At 67.0% G+C, this 17356-nt stretch carries 18 protein-coding genes; 9 read left to right on the top strand and 9 right to left on the bottom strand.

Going from position 1 to position 17356, the window contains the following annotated elements:
* Window positions 1-6: 6 nt before the first annotated feature.
* From RTX79_RS12205 to RTX79_RS12190, 4 genes are all read right to left on the bottom strand, one after another.
* Window positions 7-1095: an acetylornithine deacetylase gene (locus RTX79_RS12205; RefSeq protein WP_312683992.1), complete on the bottom strand. Its 1089-nt coding sequence runs from the start codon at window positions 1093-1095 to the stop codon at window positions 7-9.
* A 180-nt stretch (window positions 1096-1275) separates the two neighbouring features.
* A complete protein-coding gene (locus RTX79_RS12200; RefSeq protein WP_312683990.1) occupies window positions 1276-2472 on the bottom strand; it encodes an argininosuccinate synthase in 1197 nt (398 codons plus the stop codon).
* Window positions 2473-2532: 60 nt separating this feature from the next.
* Window positions 2533-3543 (bottom strand): N-acetylornithine carbamoyltransferase, encoded by a 1011-nt coding sequence (locus RTX79_RS12195; RefSeq protein WP_312683988.1) that lies wholly within the window; start codon window positions 3541-3543, stop codon window positions 2533-2535.
* A gap of 263 nt (window positions 3544-3806) precedes the next feature.
* Window positions 3807-4367 carry a hypothetical protein gene (locus RTX79_RS12190; protein ID WP_057687255.1) on the bottom strand — a complete coding sequence of 187 codons (561 nt, stop codon included), beginning with the start codon at window positions 4365-4367 and terminating at the stop codon, window positions 3807-3809.
* A gap of 175 nt (window positions 4368-4542) precedes the next feature.
* Here RTX79_RS12190 and cysS point away from each other — a divergent pair, with 175 nt between their 5' ends.
* The 3 genes from cysS to RTX79_RS12175 are packed head-to-tail and all read left to right on the top strand — an operon-like array spanning window position 4543 to window position 7670.
* Window positions 4543-5919 carry a cysteine--tRNA ligase gene (gene cysS / locus RTX79_RS12185; protein WP_312684093.1) on the top strand — a complete coding sequence of 459 codons (1377 nt, stop codon included), beginning with the start codon at window positions 4543-4545 and terminating at the stop codon, window positions 5917-5919.
* A gap of 54 nt (window positions 5920-5973) precedes the next feature.
* On the top strand, window positions 5974-6426 hold the full coding sequence (locus RTX79_RS12180) for a SufE family protein (protein WP_312683985.1): 453 nt from the start codon (window positions 5974-5976) through the stop codon (window positions 6424-6426).
* On the top strand, window positions 6423-7670 hold the full coding sequence (locus RTX79_RS12175; protein WP_057687258.1) for an MFS transporter: 1248 nt from the start codon (window positions 6423-6425) through the stop codon (window positions 7668-7670). The genes RTX79_RS12180 and RTX79_RS12175 overlap by 4 nt, the downstream gene beginning before the upstream one ends.
* Before the next feature lie 71 nt (window positions 7671-7741).
* Here the strand turns inward: RTX79_RS12175 and RTX79_RS12170 are convergent, their stop codons facing one another.
* A complete protein-coding gene (locus RTX79_RS12170) occupies window positions 7742-9346 on the bottom strand; it encodes a transglycosylase SLT domain-containing protein (RefSeq protein WP_057687259.1) in 1605 nt (534 codons plus the stop codon).
* Between the two features lie 102 nt (window positions 9347-9448).
* Between RTX79_RS12170 and RTX79_RS12165 the strand changes: the two genes are divergently transcribed.
* Both RTX79_RS12165 and greB read left to right on the top strand, forming a co-directional pair.
* Window positions 9449-10975, top strand: a complete 1527-nt coding sequence (locus RTX79_RS12165; RefSeq protein WP_312684091.1) for a helicase HerA-like domain-containing protein — start codon at window positions 9449-9451, stop codon at window positions 10973-10975.
* A 43-nt stretch (window positions 10976-11018) separates the two neighbouring features.
* Window positions 11019-11537, top strand: a complete 519-nt coding sequence (gene greB, locus RTX79_RS12160; protein ID WP_312683982.1) for a transcription elongation factor GreB — start codon at window positions 11019-11021, stop codon at window positions 11535-11537.
* A 96-nt stretch (window positions 11538-11633) separates the two neighbouring features.
* Here the strand turns inward: greB and RTX79_RS12155 are convergent, their stop codons facing one another.
* Window positions 11634-12527 (bottom strand): DUF3025 domain-containing protein, encoded by an 894-nt coding sequence (locus tag RTX79_RS12155; RefSeq protein ID WP_428696002.1) that lies wholly within the window; start codon window positions 12525-12527, stop codon window positions 11634-11636.
* Window positions 12524-13897: a 30S ribosomal protein S12 methylthiotransferase RimO gene (rimO, locus tag RTX79_RS12150; RefSeq protein WP_312683981.1), complete on the bottom strand. Its 1374-nt coding sequence runs from the start codon at window positions 13895-13897 to the stop codon at window positions 12524-12526. Before rimO ends, RTX79_RS12155 begins: the two co-directional genes overlap by 4 nt.
* Before the next feature lie 213 nt (window positions 13898-14110).
* Here rimO and RTX79_RS12145 point away from each other — a divergent pair, with 213 nt between their 5' ends.
* Genes RTX79_RS12145 through RTX79_RS12130 form a run of 4 tightly spaced genes read left to right on the top strand, consistent with a single transcriptional unit; the run spans window position 14111 to window position 15741 of the window.
* Window positions 14111-14449 carry a hypothetical protein gene (locus RTX79_RS12145; RefSeq protein WP_312683980.1) on the top strand — a complete coding sequence of 113 codons (339 nt, stop codon included), beginning with the start codon at window positions 14111-14113 and terminating at the stop codon, window positions 14447-14449.
* Between the two features lie 14 nt (window positions 14450-14463).
* Entirely contained in the window at window positions 14464-15138 is a 675-nt protein-coding gene (locus tag RTX79_RS12140; RefSeq protein WP_057687265.1) for a dienelactone hydrolase family protein, read from the top strand.
* The gene (locus RTX79_RS12135; protein ID WP_057687266.1) at window positions 15135-15557 is read left to right on the top strand and encodes an HIT domain-containing protein; all 423 of its coding nucleotides are present in this window, start codon (window positions 15135-15137) and stop codon (window positions 15555-15557) included. The genes RTX79_RS12140 and RTX79_RS12135 overlap by 4 nt, the downstream gene beginning before the upstream one ends.
* 16 nt (window positions 15558-15573) lie before the next feature.
* The gene (locus tag RTX79_RS12130; RefSeq protein ID WP_042614080.1) at window positions 15574-15741 is read left to right on the top strand and encodes a LiaI-LiaF-like domain-containing protein; all 168 of its coding nucleotides are present in this window, start codon (window positions 15574-15576) and stop codon (window positions 15739-15741) included.
* Between the two features lie 50 nt (window positions 15742-15791).
* On the opposite strand, the gene dcd is transcribed toward RTX79_RS12130, so the two are convergent.
* Both dcd and apbC read right to left on the bottom strand, forming a co-directional pair.
* Complete coding sequence (gene dcd, locus RTX79_RS12125; RefSeq protein WP_312683976.1) at window positions 15792-16364, bottom strand: dCTP deaminase; 573 nt, start codon at window positions 16362-16364, stop codon at window positions 15792-15794.
* Between the two features lie 63 nt (window positions 16365-16427).
* Window positions 16428-17282, bottom strand: coding sequence for an iron-sulfur cluster carrier protein ApbC (apbC, locus tag RTX79_RS12120; RefSeq protein WP_312683975.1), 855 nt, complete (start codon window positions 17280-17282; stop codon window positions 16428-16430).
* Window positions 17283-17356 lie beyond the last annotated feature (74 nt).

Here is a 17356-nt window from a genome sequence, read left to right as displayed (position 1 = left end):
GGGGGGTCACGCGCCGGCGCTGATGATCCGGTGCACGGCGTCGGTATAGCGCTGCAGTTGTTCCAGGGTCACGAACTCATCGGCGGTATGGGCCTGGGCGATGTCGCCGGGGCCGAACACCAGCGTGGTGTAGCCACCGGCCGAGAACAGCGAGGCCTCGGTCCAGAAATCCACCGCGTTGCCGATCGGCAGGTCCAGCGCATCGGCCACGTCACGCGCGGCCAGGCGCCGGTTTTCGGCATCGGCGATGTCACCGGCCGGCAGGCTGGGGCCACGGAAGGTTTCGGTGAACAGCGCCGCTTCCGGTTCGGCGAAGCCGGCAAAGGTCGCCAGCAGTGCATCGATGTCCATCGACGGCAGTGGACGGAAACCAAAACGCAGCTCGGCCGCCGGCGCGATCATGTTGGCCTTGATCCCGCCTTCCACGCGGCCGATGTTGAAACGCAGGCCGGTCAGCCCGCCGAAGCGCGCCGTGGACAACGAGTCCACATGATCCAGCGCGCGGTTTCCCCAACGCATTGCCTGGTGCAGCGCGCTGGCGGCCGCATCCTGCTTGCCCGACGCATGGCCGGCGCGGCCGGCGAACTGCATCAGCACCGAGCTGATGCCACGGTGGGCCAGCACCGCCTCGCTCATGGTCGGCTCGGCCACCAGCACCGCTTCGTAGGGAAGGCCACGGGCCAGGAAGGCGGCAATACAGCGCGGATCGTTGGCTTCCTCGTCGCTGGAAAACAGGAACGCCGCGTCGCCCTCACTGGCATTGGCCGCAGCCATCAGCGCAGCGGCCGCGCCCTTGATGTCACACACGCCCAGGCCGACCACCCGGTCGTCCAGGCGGCGCATCACATGCGGATCCGCACTCCAGTGCGGCGAATCCGGCACGGTATCCAGGTGCACGTTGAACAGGTACTTCGGCGTACCGCGCACCGCATGCAGGCTGACCGCGCCGTCACCGTGGTCGACCACCTCCACATTGAACCCGGGCAGGTTGTCGCGCAGGTAATCGAAGATGCCACCGGTGGTGATCGCACGCGGCGGGTTGCGGGTGTCGAAGGACACCAGCGCCTGCAGGTGATCGAGCGTCTGTTCAAGCATGTTGCGTAGATCCTTCAGGACAACGTGAATCCAGATGGAGGAGAACCCCCTTCTTGTTGAAGGGGGTGCGCCAACGGCGCGGGGTCAAGGTGGAATGCGCGGGCAAACCGCCTGCGGTTTGTTCAAGGGGGCGCGCCAACGGCGCGGGGATTAGGTGAAATGCGCGGGCTCGTGCTCAAGTCAACCACGGTTGACTTGAGCAAAGAGCGTCGAGCTCATCCCGAACAGCTTGATGAAGCCTTCGGCCTCTTCCACGCCCCAGTCCGCCGACTGCGCATAGGTGGCGCCCTTGGTATTGAGCAGGTGCGGCGAACGCACGGCCACCGCGTCGACGCGGCCACCCCGGGTTTCCAGCACCACTTCACCATTGACCTTGGCCTGGGAGGACTTCAGGAAGGCTTCGATGTCGGTCTTCAGCGGGTCGTGGTAGAAGCCTTCGTACACCAGCTCCACCCACTTGCGCGCCACGTCCGGCTTGAAGCGGTTCTGCTGCTTGGTCAGCACCGCGTCTTCCAGCGCACGGTGCGCGGCCAGCAGCGAGACCAGGCCCGGCGCTTCGAACACGATGCGGCCCTTCAGGCCAATCACGGTGTCGCCGGTGTACACGCCGCGGCCCACGCCATACGGAGCGAAGAGCTTGTTGAGCGTGGCCAGGATCTTCTCGCCCGGCAGCGCCTTGCCGTCCAGCTCCACGGCAACGCCGTCGACGAACTTAAGGGTGACCGTGAGGGCCTGCTCCGGCCATTCGCTGCGCGGTGCGCACCAGCCGCGGGCGCCTTCGCCCGGCGCTTCCCAACGGTCGATCTCACCGCCGGACATGGTCAGCCCCAGCAGGTTCTCGTTGATGGTGTAGGCCTGCTGCTTGGCGCGCACGCCGAAGCCGCGCTCTTCCAGGTACTTCTGCTCGTAAGCACGGGTCTGGGTGTGCTCTTTCTGGATTTCGCGGATCGGGGCGATGATCTGGTAGTCGCCCAGCGCCTTCACTGCCAGGTCGAAGCGCACCTGGTCGTTGCCCATGCCGGTGCAGCCGTGGGCGATGATGTTGGTGCCCAGTTCGGCGGCGCGCTTGAGCGCGGCATCGACGATCAGGTAACGGTCCGACACCAGCAGCGGATACTGGCCCTGGTAGCCTTCGCCGGCCCACACGAACGGCTTGACGAAGCCTTCCCAGATCGCAGGACCGCCGTCGACGGTGACATGGCTGGTGACGCCCAGTTCGGCGGCGCGCTTTTCGATGAAATCGCGCTCTTCATCATCCACGCCACCGGTGTCGGCGAACACGGTGTGCACGTTGTAGCCGCGTTCCTGCAGGTAGGGCACGCAGAAGCTGGTATCAAGGCCGCCGGAGAAGGCGAGGACGACGTCTTTGTTGCTCATGGGGGTAAGGTCCTGGTAGCGCCGGGCCAAGCCCGGCGGAAGGTTCGAATCGGAAAGAAATCAGCGGCCGGCCAGCGCGGCCATGATCGCCTTCTGCACGTGCAGTCGGTTTTCGGCCTCGTTGATGGCGATGCACTGCGGCGAATCCATCACCGCATCGGTGGCCTTGACGTTGCGGCGCAGCGGCAGGCAATGGCTGAAGACCCCGTTGTTGGTCAGCGCCATCTTCTGCTCGTCGACGATGAAGTGCTTGTACTGGTCGCGGATCGGCTTTTCCGGTTCCCAGTTGCCGAAGAACGGCAGCGCGCCCCAGCTCTTGGCGTACACCACGTCGGCACCGGTGTAGGCGCTTTCGATGTCATGGCTGACCCGCAGCGAGCCGCCGTTCTCGGCTACGTTCTGCTCGGCCCAGCCCATGTAGCGCTCGTCCAGGATGTAATCCGGGGTCGGGCACAGCAGGGTCACGTCCATGCCCATGCGGGTGGCGATGGTCAGCGCGGAGTTGGCCACCGCGGTGTTCAGCGGCTTGGGATGGTAGGTCCAGGTCAGCACGTACTTCTTGCCACGCAGGTCCTGGGTGCCGAAGTGCTCCTGCAGTGCCATCGCGTGGGCCAGTTCCTGGCACGGATGGGTGATGGTTTCCATGTTGATGACCGGCACCGGCGAGTACTTGGCAAAGCTCTTCAGCACGGTGTCTTCGCGGTCGACCGACCAGTCCACGAACTTCGGGAAGGCGCGCACCGCGATCATGTCGCAGTAGCGGCCCAGCACCTTGGCCACTTCGGCGATGTGCTCTTCGGTATCGCCATCCATCACGGTGCCGAGGTTGAATTCGATCGGCCATGCGTCCTTGCCCGGCTGCAGCACCACCGCGTGGGCACCGAGCTGGAAAGCACCCAGTTCGAAGCTGGTGCGGGTGCGCATGGACGGGTTGAAGAACACCAGCGCGATCGATTTGCCTTTCAGCTGGTCGCCGAGCTTGTTGCGCTTGAACAGCGCGGCCTGGGTCAACAGCGCATCGAGTTCGCTGCGGCTCCAGTCCTGGGTGTTCAGGAAGTGCTTGAGGGACATCAATCGATCCTTGCGGTGTGGAGTTGAGTGCAGATGCAACTTTTCAGAACCCGGAAACGAAAAAACCCAGCCGGGGGGCTGGGTTTTTTACCGAACAGACAGCACGAAGCTCCGGTCACCCAGCGGAAATGTGGGATTCCGGTCGGCGGGCACGCGAGGTCATGCTGCTGGCCTGGCGGGCGGCGCTGGAGTCGTGCTGGAAGTCGGTGGCGTTCATTTCCGCCCATGGTGGCATGGCCGATGGTGCGGTGCAAGACCCGCCGTCAGGGATTTGCCGGCGAACCCTGTTCGGCCCCGACCCAGGGGGTGATGGAGACCCGGATCTTCAGCCGGTTGCCAGGATCTTCCGGCAGCCGCGAGCGGTACTTGGTGCCCTTGTAGACGTAGTCCACGTCATAGGCGATGGGCCGGCGGAACTCGCGCCCGACCGGCACGATGCGGCAGTCACGGGTCAGGATCGGCGCGTTGCTGGGCTGGGCCCCGACCGGCACCGCGGCCACGTCGGCACTGCCCTCTTCGCCGGGCTTGAAGATCGATCGCACCGAATCCCACAGGCGCCCGAAGCGCCCCTTTTCTTCCACCGGCTCTTCGCCGGTGACGTTGACCGGCGGCAGGTTGCGCGTGGTGACCGGTTCACAATGCTCTTCGGTGCGGGTGGCGCGCAGGGTCTGGAACACCGGTTCGACGTTGAGCACCTGGGCGTAATCGAGCTTGATGTTCTCCACGATCACCACCCGGTTGCGCGGCTCGGCCTCTTCCGATTGGGCCATGGCAGGGCCGGCCAGCAGGCAGGCAGCCAGTGCGGGAAGGAAGAGGTATCTCATCGGCAACGGGTTCGAGGGCACATCGATAGTGTAGGCAGCACGGACGCCAAGGGGCTGAACATTACCCGTCCGCCGCGCAGGGGGCCAGCCCATGGCGTGCCCGGATGAGTCCACGCGGTACCCCGGGAGCCCCTGCAGCGCTAGAATCGACGGCTTGTCCCCCAGCGCCCCCGCCATGACCCTGCGCCTGCACAACAACCTGACACGCCAGCTGGAAACGTTCGCCCCGCTCGATCCGGCCTGTCCGACCCTGTATGTGTGCGGCCCCACGGTCTACAACTACGTGCACATCGGCAATGCGCGCGGCCCGGTCGTGTTCGGGGTGCTGGCCGACCTGCTGCGCCGTCGCTTCGGCGCCCTGCGCTATGCCCGCAACATCACCGACGTGGACGACAAGATCAACACCGCCGCGCGTGAGCAGGGCGTTCCGATCAGCACCATCACCGACCGTTTCGCCGCCGCCTACCGCGAGGACATGGCCGCGCTGGGCGTGGTGCCACCGGACATCGAACCGGAAGTCACCGCGCACATGCCGCAGATCGTGGAAATGATCGTCCAGCTGATCGACAACGGGCACGCCTATGCCGCAGAAGGCCACGTGCTGTTCGCGGTGGACACCTTCGACGGCTACGGCAAGCTCTCCCGCCGTGATCCGGAGGAAATGCTGGCCGGCGCCCGCGTCGAAGTGGCCCCGTACAAGCGCGCAGCCGGCGATTTCGTGCTGTGGAAGCCCTCCAGCGACGACCTGCCCGGCTGGGACTCGCCATGGGGACGTGGCCGACCTGGCTGGCACATTGAATGCTCGGCGATGGCCGCCGCCCACCTGGGCCCGACCATCGACATCCACGCCGGTGGCGTGGACCTGCAGTTCCCGCACCATGAGAACGAAATCGCGCAGAGCGAGTGCGCGCATGGCGGCAAGGTGTTCGCGCGTTTCTGGCTGCACAACGGCATGCTGAACTTCGGCGGCGCCAAGATGAGCAAGTCGCTGGGCAACATCGAGCGCGTGCACGACCTGGTCCGCCAGCATCCGCCCGAAGCCCTGCGGCTGGCCCTGCTTTCCGCCCATTACCGGCAGCCGCTGGACTGGTCCGATGCGGTGATCGAGCAGGCCGGGCGCACTCTGGACCGCCTGTACGGCACCCTGCGCGACCTCGCCGACCTGCAGGCCACTGCCCGCATACCGGCCGTGGTGGAAGCGGCGCTGGACGACGACCTCAACACGCCGCTTGCCTTGGCCGAACTGGCCCGCATCGCCGGCGAAGCGCGCAAGGCCACCGATCCGGCCGAGCGCATGCAACTGAAGCAGGACCTGCTGGGCGCCGGGCTGGCGCTGGGCCTGCTGCAGCAGGATCCCGCCGCCTGGTTCGGCACCGCGGGCGGCAGCAGCGACGACGATGCGCGCATCCAGGCCCTGATCGATGAGCGTGCCGCCGCCAAGCAGGCACGGGACTTCGCCCGCTCCGACGCCATCCGCGACCAGCTGGCCGCCGAAGGGATCGTGCTGGAAGACACCGCGCAGGGCGTGCGCTGGGTGCGCAAGCGCGCCTGATCGCCCTCGTGCCGGCCCTCCCCGCCGGCCGCACTCCGCCACATGAAGAATGAAATGACCGACTCCCCGTTCCCGCTTGAAGCCACCGCCGCCGAGGCCCAGACCACCATTGCCGAGGAGTTCTCCTTCTTCGGCGACTGGTCAGAGCGCTACCAGTACCTGATCGACCTGGGCCGCAAGCTGCCGGTCTTCCCGGAAGAATGGAAGAGCGAAGAGCATCGCCTGCTGGGTTGCCAGTCGATGGTGTGGATCGTGCCGGAGGGCAACGCCGATGCCCTGCACTTCCACGCGATCAGTGACTCGGCCATCGTGTCCGGGCTGATCTTCCTGGCCCTGCGCGTGTACTCCGGGCGCTCGGCGCGGGAAATCATCGACACCGAACCCAGCTACATCCAGGACATCGGCCTGTCACGGCACCTGTCGCCCACCCGCAGCAACGGCGTGGCCGCGATGCTGGCCTTCATCCGCGAAACCGCGCAGGCCCAGTTGCAGTCCACGGGCCCGTGAGTCTCCCGGCCCCCACCGAAGAGACCGCACGCACGCTGCTGGCGCGCCCGGGCTTCAGCAAGCTGCTGGCCTACCGCATCTTCGCGATGCTGTCCTACCAGGTGGTTGCGGTCACCGTGGGCTGGCACATCTATGAAGTGACCCGCAATCCGTTCTCGCTGGGCCTGGTCGGCCTGGCCGAAGTGTTGCCGTTCTTCTGCGTCGCCCCGTTTGCCGGCTACCTGGTCGACCACCTGCCGCGACGCCGGCTGGGCATGGCCGCCTGCGCCGGCCTGGTGGCGACCGCGCTGGTGCTGTGCGCGGTGGCGCTGGGCTGGCTGCCGTTCCACGGCGTGTGGCCGATCTATGCCGCCATCGCGCTGACCGGCATGGTCCGCGCCTTCCTGTCACCGATCTACAACGCCCTGTTCGCCCGGGTGCTGGAGCGCCACCAGTTCGCGCGCGGCGCAGGCCTGGGCAGTGTGTTCTTCCAGGCCGGCATGGTGGTCGGCCCCGCACTGGGCGGTGTGCTGGTCGGTTGGGGCGGCAAGGGCGTGGCGTACGGCGTTGCGACCGGCTTTGCGTTGATGGCGATGGCCTGCCTGGCGACGCTGAAAGTCAGCGAGCCGGTGCACACCGGTCCGGCCGCACCGATCTTCCGCAGCATCGCCGAGGGCGCGCGCTTCGTGATCGGCAACCGGATCATGGTCGGGGCGATGGCGCTGGACATGTTCTCGGTGCTGCTGGGCGGCGTGGTGGCGATGCTGCCTGCCTTCCTGCAGGAGATCCTGCATTACGGGCCGGAAGGACTGGGCATCCTGCGTGCGGCGCCTGCCTTGGGCTCCATCGCGGTTGGCCTCTGGCTGGCCCGCCACCCTTTGCAGAAGCATGCCGGCCGCGTGCTGTTGTTCGCGGTGGCCGGCTTCGGGCTGTGCGTGATCGGCTTCGGGCTGTCGCACCACTTCTGGCTGTCGGCGCTGATCCTGCTGTTCTACGGCGCGTTCGATGGCGTTTCGGTGGTGGTGCGCTCGACCATCCTGCAGTTGGCCACGCCGGAAGAGATGCGCGGCCGCGTGTCGTCGATCAATGGCATCTTCATCAGCTCGTCCAACGAGCTGGGCGCGTTCTACGCCGGCACGATGGCGAAGTGGCTGGGACTGGTGCCGGCGGTCGTGCTGGGCGGATTCGCGGTGCTCAGCGTGGCGGGCATCACGGCGTGGAAGAACCCCACGCTGCGCCGCCTGAACCTGCGCGACCTGCAATAGATCCGGCAGCGTGACGCCCGCCGGTGGTCCGGCCGCCCTGTGACGGCCAGCGGCCGTCACTACCTGGATCCTCAGTTGCCGCAGCCCTGCAGCTTTAGCGTCTGGCCCTGGCGCAGGCTGTAGGCCGGGGCCTTCAGTCCGTTGGCGCGGGCCAGCGTGGGCACGTCGCAGCTGAACTTCGCGGCGATCCGGCCCAGCGTCTCACCCTTTCCCACCTTGTGCGAACGCACCGGCTGCGCGCGCGGCGCGGCCGGACGCGGCGCCACGACCGGCGCGGTCGGCGCGGTGCCCACCACGCTGGCTTCCGCCGCGGCGACCGGCACCACCCCGCCCACCGCCACGCTGCCGGTGAAGCTGGCCGCGCTGGGGCGCACGATCGCCGCGTTCAGATCAGCGGTGATCAGCGTGCGTGCCAGGTCGGCCCGCGGGCCGCTCACGCAGTTGCGCGTGTACAGTCCTGCGATCCGGGTGGTGGCATTGATCAGCGTACCGGCCGGGATCCACCCATCGGCTTCGTAACGCGGGTTGAGGTTGCGCAGCGTGCGCATGTAGCCATCCCGCGTGCCCTGGCTGCCCAGGCAGATGGTCAGCTCATAGATCGTGGTGGACTTGGCCAGGCGCACCGTCGCCGGCTGCGCGTTGACCTTCGGGAACTCCACCCCGTACTGCTGCGGGTGCAGGAAGATCCACGCCGCGGCGATCACCATCGGCACGTAGTCCTTGGTCTCGGCCGGGAATTCGCTGTACACGCTGTCTACCCAGAAGCTCTGCCCGCCGCCCTGGCGGAACACGCGCAGCGCGCGCCCTTCGCCGCCGTTGTAGCCGGCCAACGACAGTTCGATGTTGTTGTTGAGCTGGCGCATGCGCTCGTTGAGGTAGGTCGCACTGGCTTCGGCCGCGCTGCGCGCATCGAAGCGGGTGTCGAAGCCGGTGCCATCCGGGCCCAGCCCGAAACGCCGGCCGGTGGCCGGCATGAACTGCATCAGGCCGGCCGCGCCGGCGCGCGAGGAGGCGTGTACGCGACCGTTGGATTCCTTGGCCATGATGCCGAACAACAGCGCTTCGGGCAGGCCGCGCTTTTCCCATTCCGGCCACATCACCGCGCGCACGTTCTGGTAATTCTCGTAGCTGGTCAGCAGCGCCGGGCGCATGTCGGTCAGCCAGCGCCGGATGCCGGCCTGGATGGCCGGGTTGTACTCGACCATGCTGTCGAAGGCATGCCGCTTGTCGTTGAGCAGCGCCGCCGCGCGCGCCGCCTCGGGCACGTCGGCCGCCAGCGGCCCGATGTGGTCCGGGTCGGCCTGCAGGGTGTCGCCGGCCTCATCGGCCACGCTGTCATCGCCTTCGGCGTCGGCATCACGCTTCAGCAGGCGCTTGTAGGTCGCCAGCAGGGTGCTCATCTGGCAGCCTTTCTGGCCCACGCACTCGCTCAGCACGTCCTCCATGTCTTCCAGCGCTGCATCGGCCTCGCCCGCCGCCTTCGGATCGGCATTGGCCACGCGCAGCAGCGCGTCGGTGTATCGCTTTTCGGCCACGCCCATGCGCTGCTGCAGCGCCTCGGCCTTGGCACGATCACGGGCGGAAACGCGTTGCGCATGGGCATCGGGGACGGCCAGCAGCAGGCTGGCGAGGGCCAGGACGGGCAATCCACGAGCAAGCAGGACAGGAACGGGCATTTTTGGCACTGTGTGCGAATCAGGCAGGCAGAGTAGCGGTGCCGCCACGATCCGGGCAACCCGGGGCGGGCCCGCACCGCGCTGCCGGTTAACATTGCGCGCATTCATCACAAGAGATGGACCATGGACCCGATTCTGCTCGGCAAAGGCATCACCGACGACGTAGCGGTCACCCTGTTGCCGAAGCTCGGCAATCGCCACGGCCTGGTCGCCGGCGCCACCGGTACCGGCAAGACCGTGACCCTGATGACGCTGGCCGAGGGCTTCTCGCGGATCGGCGTGCCGGTGTTCCTGGCCGACGTGAAGGGCGATGTGTCCGGCCTGGCCGTGGCCGGCGCCGGTGGCGATGCGCTGCTGCAGCGCGCCGCGCAGATCGGTGTGGCCGACTACGCGCCGGCCGCCAGTCCGGCCGTGTTCTGGGACCTGTACGGCAAGCTCGGCCACCCGGTGCGCACCACCGTCAGCGAGATGGGCCCGACCCTGCTGACCCGCATCCTGGAGCTCAGCGACACCCAGGCCGGGGTGATGGACATCGTGTTCAAGCTGGCCGACGACCGCGGCCTGCTGCTGCTGGACCTGGACGACCTGCGTGCCCTGCTCGGACTGGTGGCCGAAGAGCGCAAGGACATCTCAACCGAATACGGGCTGGTCAGTGCGCAGTCGGTGGCGGCGATCCAGCGTGCCCTGCTGCGGCTGTCACAGGACGGCGGCGAGGCGTTCTTCGGTGAACCAGCGCTGGAACTGGCCGACATCATGCGGGTCAACCACGATGGCCGCGGGGTGATCGGCATCCTGGCCGCCGACCAGCTGGTGCTGAAGCCGAAGCTGTATTCCACCTTCCTGCTGTGGCTGCTGTCGGAACTGTTCGAGACCCTGCCGGAAGTCGGCGACCTGGAAAAACCCAAGCTGGTCTTCATCTTCGACGAGGCCCACCTGCTGTTCAACGATGCCCCCCCTGCCCTGGTGCAGCGCATCGAACAGGTGGTGCGGCTGATCCGCTCCAAGGGCGTTGGCGTGTACTTCTGCTCGCAGTTCCCCGACGACGTGCCGTCCAACATCCTCGGCCAGCTGGGCAACCGCGTGCAGCATGCGCTGCGCGCCTTCACCCCACGCGACCAGAAGGCAGTGAAGACCGCTGCGGAGACCTTCGTGCCCAACCCGAAGCTGGACGTGGCACGCGTGCTGTCCTCGCTGGGCACCGGCGAAGCGCTGGTATCCACCCTGCAGGACAAGGGCATCCCGATGCCGGTGCAGCAGACGCTGATTGCCCCGCCGCGCTGCCGCATGGGGCCGGTGACCGAAGCCGAACGTGCCCAGGTGCGCGCCGGCAGTCCGGTCGGCAGCCGCTACGACACGGCGATCAACCGCGAATCGGCGGCTGAACTGCTGGCCCAGCGCGCGCAGAAGACCGTCGAACAGGCCGCTACCCCCAAGGCGCGCACGCGCGAGCAGGACGACGCGCAGGACGGCGGTTTCGGCCAGACGATCAAGGATGCGATCTTCGGCACCAAGCGCCGCCAGGGGATGATCGAAACCATGGCCAAGCAGACCACGCGCACGGTAGGCACCAAGCTGGGCAACCAGATCGTGCGCGGGATCCTCGGCGGCATCTTCGGCGGAAAGCGCTGAAGGCCCGTAAGCTGTCCCATTGCAGTTGCGTAGAGAGCAGTAGATGTCGCGTTGGCGTCCCCCCGCAGAAAAGAGCACCGCGCTGATCACCTCCGGCGGCCATGCACGCTTGAAGGCCGAGCTGGAGGACTTGTGGCGGGTGCGCCGCCCGGAGGTGGTGAAGGCACTGGCGGCTGCGGCCGCCGAAGGTGACCGCTCGGAGAATGCCGAGTACACCTACCGCAAGAAGCAGCTGGGCGAGATCGACCGCCGCGTGCGCTACCTCAGCAAGCGGCTGGAGGCGCTGCGCGTGGTCGATGGCGAACCGAGCGACGCGCAGGCGGTGTTCTTCGGTGCATGGGTGGAGCTGGAGAACGTGGACAGCGCGGAGATCAGCCGTTATCGCATCGTCGGCCCGGACGAAACCGATGCCGCCACCGGCTGGATCAGCATCGACTCACCGCTGGCGCGGGCGCTGCTGAAGAAGCGCGTGGACGATGAGTTCGAAGTCGAACTGCCCGGCGGCCGCCAGGGCTTTGCGATCCTGTCGGTGCAGTACGGCGCCGGAACGCAGGAACGGTAACGCCGGTAGCGCCGAGCCACGCTCGGCGAGCGCATCGCGCGGCTGCCTTGAAAGCCGCCGACCATGGGTCGGCGCTACCGGCACGCACGCCCTGCATCAGTGCGGAGCGAGCACGCCAACCGGCAGCGGCGGCGGATACTCGCGCCCCGCCCGCAACGGACGGAAATAATCGGCCTGGGCATACAAGCCGGCATCCTGCCGCAGGTGCCAGCCCGGGATGCCGGCCAGTGGCAACGGGCGAAGCTCCAGCGGATCCTGCAGCACCGTGCCCGCGTCCAGCGCACGCGCGACGGCTGCGATGCAGGCATCGTCCTCCTCGCCCTGCACCACCAGGCACTTGCCCACCAGCAGCCGCTCCGGCAGCAGCGCCTGCTCCATCAGCGCATGACCAATCACTGCGGCCACGCCGATCTCCCCGCTCACCCACCGCCCTGCCCCCTCCACGAACAGCGCCTGCCAGTCGTGCGCATCCCACGCTGCGAGCAGATGCGGGTCACGCACCCGCACGATCACCCCCGATTCGTCGAACTGGGTCAGTGCTGCCTGCGCACGGTTGCGGGCCTGCGGGCCCACCTGCTGGATGTGCTGGCACTGGCGGCTATTAAGCGCCCGCTTGATGCTGGGGTAGCGCGCCCACACCAACGCGTTGAACAGGTCGTGCCAGTTGCACGCACGGGTGGCGATCTGGCCGGCTTCGGCGATGCGCTGCTCGTAATGCCGGCCATCAGCGAGCAACGCCGCGTCCTGCTCGACCAGCTGCTTTTCCGATAACGGCAACTCCGCGTTGAGCGTTTCGATGGAAGGCCACTGCGCAGCCTCCAGCAGCCTGGAAAACGGCGCCAGTGCGCCAAACAGCGGGTGCGCGAAGCAGACCGCATCCACCGCCTCGCGCGGCGGCGCGACGAAGCGGCGGCGGGTCGCGCTGGAATCCGAAGCGTGACGACCAGCGGGCGTCGCCCACCCGGGACCCGGCGCTTCCGGCTGAGTCACAGCATTTTCAGGTCGAGTGCCTTGCGCACGGCGGGCACGGCAGCCGGTGGCAACGCATCGCCATACAAGTCGTGCTCGTCGCTCTCGGTGATCTCCACGTCGACGAAATCGCCGACCCGCAGGGTCACCGCATCGGCATTCTGGACATGCACCAGCCCGTCGATCTCCGGTGCGTCGGCCTTCGAACGCGCCACGGCGATATCGCCTTCGATGGCATCGACCAGGCACTGCTGCACCGTGCCGATCTTGGCTTCCAGCCGCGAGGCGGAAATCTGCGCCTGCTTTTCCATGAAGCGCGCCAGGCGTTCCTGCTTCACTTCTTCCGGTACCGGGTTGGGCAGATCGTTGGCGGTGGCGCCTTCCACCGGCGAATACGCGAACGCCCCCACGCGGTCCAGCTGCGCCTCGTCCAGGAACGACAGCAGTTCCTCGAACTCGGCTTCGGTCTCGCCCGGGAAGCCGACGATGAAGGTCGAACGTACGGTGATGTCCGGCGCGATGCGGCGCCAGTTCTGCACCCGCTCCAGGGTCTTTTCCACCGCGCCGGGGCGCTTCATCAGCCGCAGGATGCGCGGGCTGGCGTGCTGGAACGGGATGTCCAGGTAAGGCAGGATGCGGTTTTCCGCCATCAGCGGCACCATCTCGTCCACGTGCGGGTACGGGTAGACGTAGTGCATGCGCACCCAGGCATCCAGCTCGGACAGGCCTTCGCACAGCGACTTCATCCGCGTCTGGTAGGCCTTGTCGCGCCACATGCGCTCGGCGTATTTCACGTCCACGCCGTAGGCAGAGGTGTCCTGGGACACCACCAGCAGTTCGCGCACGCCGCCACGCACCAGCCGTTCGGCTTCGCGCAGCACCTCATCCACCGGCCGCGAAACCAGCTTGCCGCGCATCGACGGAATGATGCAGAAGCTGCACTTGTGGTTGCAGCCTTCGGAAATCTTCAGGTAGGCGTAATGGCGCGGGGTCAGCTTGACGCCGTAGTCCGGTACCAGGTCCACGAACGGGTCGTGGCGCGGCGGAATCGCCGCATGCACCGCTTCCATCACGCTCTGGTAGTCCTGCGGCCCGGACACCGCCAGCACGTCCGGATACGCCTCGCGGATCTGCTCCGGGCGCTTGCCCAGGCAGCCGGTGACGATCACCTTGCCGTTGGCGTTCATCGCCTCGCCGATCGCATCCAGCGATTCGGTGACCGCCGAATCGATGAAGCCACAGGTGTTGACCACCACCACGTCGGCGGCGTCGTAGGTCGGGACGATGTCGTATCCCTCTACCCGCAGCTGGGTGAGGATGCGTTCGGAATCGACGAGGGCCTTCGGACAGCCAAGGCTGACGAAGCCGACTTTGGGGTTCAGCTGGGACATGGATCGGGACTCTGGGGGCCTGGGCCGGGCGTGGCCTGGGGGCCTGGATGGGACAAGTATACCGGGCCCGCTGGACGCCCCTGAACCCTGCCCCGCCGACGGCTGGCGTCGGTGCGGACGCGGCCGCCCCCTTTACCGCGATTCCGCAGCATCCTGCATGGGCACACGGCCCCGGCAGACGCAGGATGGAGCTGCACACTGCGGACATCGCAGGTGCGCCGGACCGGCACGCTGCCGGCATCCATCCCACAGGAGCCGCCTGATGAAACCCTTTACCGTGACCTGCATGGCCGCCGTGCTGCTGGCGCCGGCCTTTCGCCCGCCAACGCCGCCGCCAGCACCTGCTCCTATCGACTGTACGAGAACGGCCAACCGGTGGTCCGCCGCATCGAGTACGTCGAAGCCACCCTGCAGGCGGCCATGGCCAGGTTCGAGGCCTTCCTTGCCGACCTGAGGGCACAGGACAAGCATCCGCAGCACCTGGGATGCCGCTGGATCGCTGACAGCGCCCTGACGTCCCGGAGGAGGATAATGCGGTCAGAACCCTACTGAAGAGGCCTCACACGATGGGCAACTGGATCACGCTCGATACCCACCACGGCAAGGCGCAGGCCTGGGAAGTCCTGCCCGCAGGCACGCCGCGCGGCGCCCTGGTGGTCATCCAGGAGATCTTCGGCGTCAATGCGCACATGCGTTCGGTGGCCGAACGCTTCGCCGCTGAAGGCTATGCGGTGCTGGTGCCGTCCTTCTTCGACCTGCTCGATGATCACGCGGGGTCCGCCCCGCTGGAGCTGCCCTACGACAACGATGGGGTCAAGGCCGGCCTGGACGCGGTCAACGCGATCGGCGTGGAAAAGTCGCTGGTCCTGGTCCGGGCCGCAGCCACCCGGCTGGCAGGCCATGGCAAGGTCGGCACCGTCGGCTACTGCTGGGGTGGCAGCATCGCCCTGCTCGCCGCGCTGCGCCTGGGCCTGCCGTCGGTCAGCTACTACGGGGCGCGCAACGTGCAGTACCTTGATGAAACACCGAAGGCGCCGGTGATGTTCCACTTCGGCGCGCTGGACAAGAGCATCCCGCCGGAAGCCGTCGCCGCGCACCGCGAAAAGCTGCCGACCATGGAAACCTTCGTCTACCCGGCCGACCATGGCTTCAACCGCGACGTCGGACATGCGTATGATCCAGACAGCGCCGCCCTGGCGCTGCAACGCACCCTGGACTTCTTCACGGAGCATCTTGGATGAGCGATTTTGAACTGGATTCGCGCCTGGCCAATGACAGCGTGCTGGTGGCCGAAGGGCCCCTGTCCCAGATCAGGCTGATGAACGACGAACGTTTCCCGTGGCTGGTGATCGTGCCGCGGCTGGCGGGCATCACCGAATGGATCGAACTGGACGGCGAGCAGCAGGACAAGCTGCGTACCGAACTCAACCGCACCTCCAAGGCGTTGAAGTCCGAAGACGGCGTGGAGAAGATCAACATCGGCGCGCTGGGCAACATCGTGCGCCAGCTGCATTTCCACGTGATCGGCCGCCATGAGGGCGATCCGGCGTGGCCCGGTCCGGTCTGGGGCAGCGGCCAGGCACATCGGCATGACGCCGCCGAGCTGCAGCGGCGTGTCGCGCACTGGAAGGACAAGCTAGGATATCCGCCCCACCCTTGAGCGTTCGCAGACTCCGATGCGTTTCAATCTAGTCGCTGCCATCCTGCTGATCCTGGTCGGGCTGTTCATGCTCGCCACCAACCTCGGCTGGACCAACATGAACTTCACCCGCCTGCTCACCACCTGGTGGCCGGTCGGCCTGGTGGCGGTAGGCATCGGCATGCTGTTCGGCCGCGGCAAGTAAGCCACGGCCCTGGCGGTGCCGGTCCTGCCGGGCCGGCACGCCACGAATGATCAGGTACGCGGCAGGGTGACGCCGGTCTGGCCCTGGTACTTGCCGCCACGGTCCTTGTAGGACGTTTCGCAGATGTCGTCCTGGTCGGCCTGGAAGAACAGCATCTGGGCAACGCCTTCGTTGGCGTAGATGCGCGCCGGCAGCGGCGTGGTGTTGCTGAATTCCAGGGTCACGTGGCCTTCCCACTCCGGCTCCAGCGGGGTCACGTTGACGATGATGCCGCAGCGCGCGTAGGTGCTCTTGCCCAGGCACACCACCAGCGTATCGCGCGGGATGCGGAAGAACTCCACCGTACGCGCCAGCGCGAAGCTGTTGGGCGGGATGATGCATTCATCGCCCACCACGTCGACGAAGCTCTTCGGGTCGAAGTGCTTGGGGTCCACGATGGTGGAATTGATGTTGGTGAAGACCTTGAACTCGCGCGAGCAACGCACGTCGTAGCCATAGCTGGACGTGCCATAGCTGACGATGCGCTCGCCGTTGGCCTGCTTTACCTGCCCGGCTTCGAACGGCTCGATCATGCCGTACTGTTCGGACATGCGGCGGATCCAACGGTCACTCTTGATGCTCATGCTTGGTCCTGGCTGGGAGGGACGGGCGCGCGCCCGGGGGCTGATTCTACAGGGGTGGCCCGCTCAGAGCAGCGAGGACAAGATCGGGATCGACGCGCGCGGGCGCTTGGCCAGTTCCTCCAGCAGCCGGCCGGCGGCCTGGCGGTAGGCCTGTGCCGCGCTCGACTCCGGCTGTGCAGCGGTGATCGGCGTGCCGGAATCGCCCTGCTCGCGGATGTCGATCTGCAGCGGCAGCGATCCCAGCAGCGGCACGCCGTACTGGCCGGCCATCTTCTCCCCGCCACCGTGGCCGAACAGATGCTCCACCTGGCCACAGTTGCTGCAGGTATGCACGGCCATGTTTTCCACGATGCCCAGCACCGGCACCTCGACCTTCTCGAACATCTTCAGCGCCTTGCGCGCATCCAGCGTGGCGATGTCCTGCGGAGTGGTGACGATCACCGCGCCGGCCAGCGGAATCTTCTGGGTCAGGGTCAGCTGGATGTCACCGGTGCCCGGCGGCAGGTCGATCAGCAGCACGTCCAGGTCGTCCCACAGGGTGTCGTTGAAGAACTGGGTCATCGCCGAGGTGGCCATCGGCCCGCGCCAGATCATCGGCGTCTCGTCGTCGATCAGGTAGCCGATCGACATGGTGTCCACGCCGAACGCGCGCGGCGGCTCGATGCTCTTGTTGTCCGGGCTTTCCGGACGGCCGGAAAGGCCCATCATCGCCGGCACCGACGGGCCGTAGATGTCCGCATCCAGCAGGCCCACGCGCACGCCCAGCTGCTGCAGCGCCACCGCCAGGTTCACCGAGGTGGTGCTCTTGCCGACCCCGCCCTTGCCCGAGGCCACCGCGACGACGTTGCGGATGCGCGCATGCGGGCTCAGTCCTTTCTGGACCTGGCTGGCGTGGGGGCGGCGTTGCGGGTTGTTCACTGCGGTGCTCCGGAATCGTAAAGACGGTCGGCTGCCATGATACAAGCCGGGACGCCCAGCACTGGCACGTTGCG

It is taken from the genome of Stenotrophomonas chelatiphaga (assembly GCF_032054965.1).
Lineage (GTDB): Bacteria > Pseudomonadota > Gammaproteobacteria > Xanthomonadales > Xanthomonadaceae > Stenotrophomonas > Stenotrophomonas chelatiphaga.
Note: the sequence above shows the minus strand (reverse complement) of the source record. Positions and strands in the feature narration are given on the sequence as shown.

What these genes read in the sequence shown, in the direction of transcription:
- RTX79_RS12170 (WP_057687259.1), bottom strand. Translation starts at nt 9,346, where the DNA reads ATGCCCGTTCCTGTCCTGCTTGCTCGTGGATTGCCCGTCCTGGCCCTC.
- dcd (WP_312683976.1), bottom strand. Translation starts at nt 16,364, where the DNA reads ATGAGCATCAAGAGTGACCGTTGGATCCGCCGCATGTCCGAACAGTAC.
- RTX79_RS12130 (WP_042614080.1), top strand. Translation starts at nt 15,574, where the DNA reads ATGCGTTTCAATCTAGTCGCTGCCATCCTGCTGATCCTGGTCGGGCTG.
- RTX79_RS12140 (WP_057687265.1), top strand. Translation starts at nt 14,464, where the DNA reads ATGGGCAACTGGATCACGCTCGATACCCACCACGGCAAGGCGCAGGCC.
- rimO (WP_312683981.1), bottom strand. Translation starts at nt 13,897, where the DNA reads ATGTCCCAGCTGAACCCCAAAGTCGGCTTCGTCAGCCTTGGCTGTCCG.
- RTX79_RS12195 (WP_312683988.1), bottom strand. Translation starts at nt 3,543, where the DNA reads ATGTCCCTCAAGCACTTCCTGAACACCCAGGACTGGAGCCGCAGCGAA.
- cysS (WP_312684093.1), top strand. Translation starts at nt 4,543, where the DNA reads ATGACCCTGCGCCTGCACAACAACCTGACACGCCAGCTGGAAACGTTC.
- RTX79_RS12190 (WP_057687255.1), bottom strand. Translation starts at nt 4,367, where the DNA reads ATGAGATACCTCTTCCTTCCCGCACTGGCTGCCTGCCTGCTGGCCGGC.
- RTX79_RS12180 (WP_312683985.1), top strand. Translation starts at nt 5,974, where the DNA reads ATGACCGACTCCCCGTTCCCGCTTGAAGCCACCGCCGCCGAGGCCCAG.
- RTX79_RS12205 (WP_312683992.1), bottom strand. Translation starts at nt 1,095, where the DNA reads ATGCTTGAACAGACGCTCGATCACCTGCAGGCGCTGGTGTCCTTCGAC.
- greB (WP_312683982.1), top strand. Translation starts at nt 11,019, where the DNA reads ATGTCGCGTTGGCGTCCCCCCGCAGAAAAGAGCACCGCGCTGATCACC.
- RTX79_RS12135 (WP_057687266.1), top strand. Translation starts at nt 15,135, where the DNA reads ATGAGCGATTTTGAACTGGATTCGCGCCTGGCCAATGACAGCGTGCTG.
- RTX79_RS12200 (WP_312683990.1), bottom strand. Translation starts at nt 2,472, where the DNA reads ATGAGCAACAAAGACGTCGTCCTCGCCTTCTCCGGCGGCCTTGATACC.